General features: G+C 68.0%; 3 protein-coding genes and 1 pseudogene. All 4 read left to right on the top strand.

Going from position 1 to position 3,410, the window contains the following annotated elements:
• Positions 1 to 182 precede the first annotated feature (182 nt).
• Positions 183 to 1,493, top strand: a complete 1,311-nt coding sequence (locus ACEN88_RS27255) for an MFS transporter (protein WP_413344696.1) — start codon at positions 183 to 185, stop codon at positions 1,491 to 1,493.
• Complete coding sequence (locus ACEN88_RS27250) at positions 1,474 to 2,232, top strand: GDSL-type esterase/lipase family protein (protein WP_413344694.1); 759 nt, start codon at positions 1,474 to 1,476, stop codon at positions 2,230 to 2,232. Before ACEN88_RS27255 ends, ACEN88_RS27250 begins: the two co-directional genes overlap by 20 nt.
• The gene (locus ACEN88_RS27245; protein ID WP_413344692.1) at positions 2,229 to 3,011 is read left to right on the top strand and encodes a polysaccharide lyase family 7 protein; all 783 of its coding nucleotides are present in this window, start codon (positions 2,229 to 2,231) and stop codon (positions 3,009 to 3,011) included. The genes ACEN88_RS27250 and ACEN88_RS27245 overlap by 4 nt, the downstream gene beginning before the upstream one ends.
• A pseudogene (locus ACEN88_RS27240) lies at positions 3,008 to 3,410 on the top strand (hypothetical protein); the annotation flags it as partial. The gene ACEN88_RS27245 and the pseudogene ACEN88_RS27240, both read left to right, overlap by 4 nt.

Below are 3,410 nucleotides of genomic sequence, written 5' to 3'. Positions count from 1 at the left end.
ACCGTGTCCACGACGCGGGGCACCGGCACGCCGGGCACGACGCCTGGCTCCACGTCGGCGCCGGCGACGTAGGCGCCTTCCGGTCCAAGCTTGACGACCACCTGCCGCACGCCCCGTTCGAGGTAGTAGCGGGCGATGCCGGCCCGCATCGGCAGGACGAGAACCAATATGGAGACACAGGCATGAAAACCATCAAAGGCTTGCGCTGGCTGATCATCTCGCTGGTGGCGGTGGCGACGGTCATCAACTACATCGACCGCTCGGCGCTGGCGGTCATGTGGCCCGGCATCGCATCGGAACTGGGCATGGACAAGCGCGACTACGCCAACATCGTGACGATCTTCCTGATCGGCTATGCCGTCGGCCAGTCGCTGTTCGGCAAGGTGTTCGACGCCCTCGGCACGCGGATCGGCTTCGTGCTGTCGATCCTGGTCTGGTCCGGCGCGATCGCACTGCACTACGTGGCGCGCTCGGCGCTGTCGTTCGGCCTGTTCCGCACGATGCTGGGCGTGGGCGAAGCCGGCAACTGGCCCGGCGCCACCAAGGCCATCGCGGAATGGTTTCCGGTGCGCGAACGCGCGCTCGGCCAGGGCATCTTCGGCGCCGGGGCGTCGCTCGGGTCCGTGATCGCGCCGCCGCTGGTCGCCCTGCTGTATGCGGCGTACGGCTGGAAAGCGACCTTTGTGCTGATCGGCTCGCTCGGCTTCATCTGGATCGTCCCCTGGCTGATCGTGTACAAAGCCGGCCCGGCCGCGCACCCGTGGATCGGCGCCGACGAACGCGCGCTGATCCTGTCCGGCCCACGGGGCGCCGAAACGGCGCACGGCGAATACGTCCCCACGCTGGCCCAGTTGCTGCGTCATCGCCAGAGCTGGGGCGTGATCGCCGCGCGCTTCTTCATCGATCCGGTCTGGTGGCTGTTCGTCAGCTGGCTGCCTCTGTACCTGAACGAGCGCTTCGGCTTCGACGTCAAGGAGATCGGCATGTTCGCCTGGGTGCCCTACGTCGGCGCCGCGGTCGGCGCGCTGGCCGGCGGCTGGCTGTGCGGCAGGCTGCTGGCCCGCGGCTGGAGCGTGAACCGGGCCCGCAAGTCGGTGATCGCGGCCGGCCTGTTGCTGATGTTCCCGGCCCTGATCCTGAGCGCCGCGGCCGCCACGCCAGTGCTGGCGGTGCTCGCCATCGGCGTGATCCTGTTCGGCTTCCAGGCGGCCATCACCAACATCCAGACGCTGCCCAGCGATTTCTACTCCGGCCAGACCGTCGGTACCCTCGCGGGGCTGAGCGGCACCTCGGCCGTGCTCGGCGTCATCGTCTGCATGCAACTGGTGCCGGCCCTGACCGTGGGCGGCGACTACACGCCCTTCTTCATCCTGGGCGCGCTGCTGCTGCCCCTCGTATTCCTATCCCTCTGGCTGGGCGGTCGCGTCGATCGCGTGCAGCCCCACCCATCCCACAAGAAGACTGGAGACCTCGATGAAACCTGCGTTCTGTAATTCCCTGCTGCTGGCGCTCACGCTCGCGGCCAGCCCTTTCCATGCACAAGCCGCTTCGAACAAACCGGGCGCGTCGCAGGCGGTCGAGAAGAAAGACGACGGCGTGTTCCTGAAAAAACACGAAGCCATCCTGGCGCGCGCGAAGAGCGGCCCGATCGGGCTGCTGTTCCTGGGCGACTCGATCACCGAGCGCTGGCACATCGCCCCGCACATCTGGGAGACCTATTACGGCAAGTACCAGCCGGCCAATTTCGGCATCGGCGGCGACCGTACCAACCACGTGATCTGGCGCATCGAGCACGGTGAACTGGACGGCATTGCGCCAAAGCTCGTGGTCTTCATGCTTGGCACCAACAACAGCCTCGATTACCCGCCCGAGGAGATCGCGGCCGCCGACCGCAAGATCGTCGGCATGATCCGCGCCAGGCTGCCGGACACGAAGATCCTGGTGCTCGGCATCTTTCCGCGCGGCCCGCGCGACCGCACCGGCAAGCCGGTGACCGAAGCGGGCGTCGAGGAAGCCGCCAGGCGCATGCGCACCATCGACGCCGTGAACCGCGACCTGGCCCTGCTGGACAACGGCCGCGACATCCGCTTCCTGAACATCAACGCGGTGTTCCTGGGCCAGGACGGCAAGATCCCCGCCACCATCATGCCGGACCAGCTGCACCCCGGTCCCGCAGGCTACCAGCTGTGGGCCGACGCCATGCAACCGCTGCTTCAGGAGATGCTCAAATGAAGAACACCGTCCGTAGTCTGGCCTTCGCCCTGCCCCTGGCGTCGCTGACGACCGCACCGCATCCCGTTTCCGCCGCGCCGGCCTTCACGCCGCGCGACGCGCTGGAACGCTGGTTCGACGTCGAAGGCAAGACGCCGTACGCGGCGCCCTACGACGGCACGCTGCATTTCAGCGCGCTCGACTCGAAGTACGATTCCGGCCATGGCCATGGCTATCGCAACGAACTGAAGATCGCCGGCAAGCTGCGTCGCAGCGCGGCGCAGACGCACGAGCATTTCGCCGCGCGCGTGACGCCGCGGATGCCGGACGGCGCCAAGACCATCGTCGCCCAGTACCACGTCGAAGGCCTGGACACGATCGTCAAGGTCTACGTGCAGGACACGGCCGACCGCCAGGGCCTGGACGGCAACGGCCGCAACGGCGTGTTCGACATCCTGGTGCGCATGCCCGGCACGGACGGCAAGGAGGCCACCACGGCGCTGGGCACGGTGCGCTCCGGCCAGCCGTTCGACCTGGACATCCGGTTCAGCGGCGGCGATGCGAGCGTGGCGGCCGTCGGTCCCGCCGGCGTGCGGCGCGAAGGGCATGCCCGCATCAAGGGGGACGAGCGCGTCATCTATTTCAAGTTCGGCGATTACCTGCAGGCGCTCGACCCCGACACGGGCAAGCACACGATCAGCAGCGCCCAATGGGACCGCTACTACGCGGCCAACCGCATCACGGCCGAGCACGTCGACTTCACCAACACCGTCTTCGAGCGCGAAGGAGCCCAGCCATGACCGCCCCGGGCCTGCCGATCGACCCTGACCTGCTGGCGACGCTGAAGACGATCTCCACCTCCACCCTGACCACGCAGCTGTTCAAGCGCGGCCTGGCCAACGTGTTCATCCAGGGCGCACGTCCGCTCAAGACCGGACAGCGCATGGCCGGTCCCGCGTTCACGCTGCGCTACATCCCGGCGCGCGAAGACCTTGACGGCATCGACGTCTTCCGCGACCCGGGCCACCCGCAGCGCGTCGCCGTGGAACGGATTCCGGCGGGCGCCGTGCTCGTGATGGATTGCCGCGGCGACGTCTCGGTGGCGTCCGCCGGCAGCATCCTGGCCACCCGCATGCAGGTGCGCGGGGTCGCGGAAGACGTCGATGCCGTCAAGGTCTTCGCGCGCCGGGATGTAGCGC

It is taken from the genome of Massilia sp. CT11-108, assembly GCF_047302915.1.
Classification (GTDB): Bacteria; Pseudomonadota; Gammaproteobacteria; order Burkholderiales; family Burkholderiaceae_D; genus Telluria; species Telluria orientalis.
The sequence above is the reverse complement of the archived record's forward strand: the minus strand, read 5'-3'. Positions and strand labels throughout refer to the sequence as shown.

Coding starts and splice junctions, on each gene's coding strand:
- ACEN88_RS27255 (WP_413344696.1), top strand. CDS start 183: ATGAAAACCATCAAAGGCTTGCGCTGGCTGATCATCTCGCTGGTGGCG.
- ACEN88_RS27245 (WP_413344692.1), top strand. CDS start 2,229: ATGAAGAACACCGTCCGTAGTCTGGCCTTCGCCCTGCCCCTGGCGTCG.
- ACEN88_RS27250 (WP_413344694.1), top strand. CDS start 1,474: ATGAAACCTGCGTTCTGTAATTCCCTGCTGCTGGCGCTCACGCTCGCG.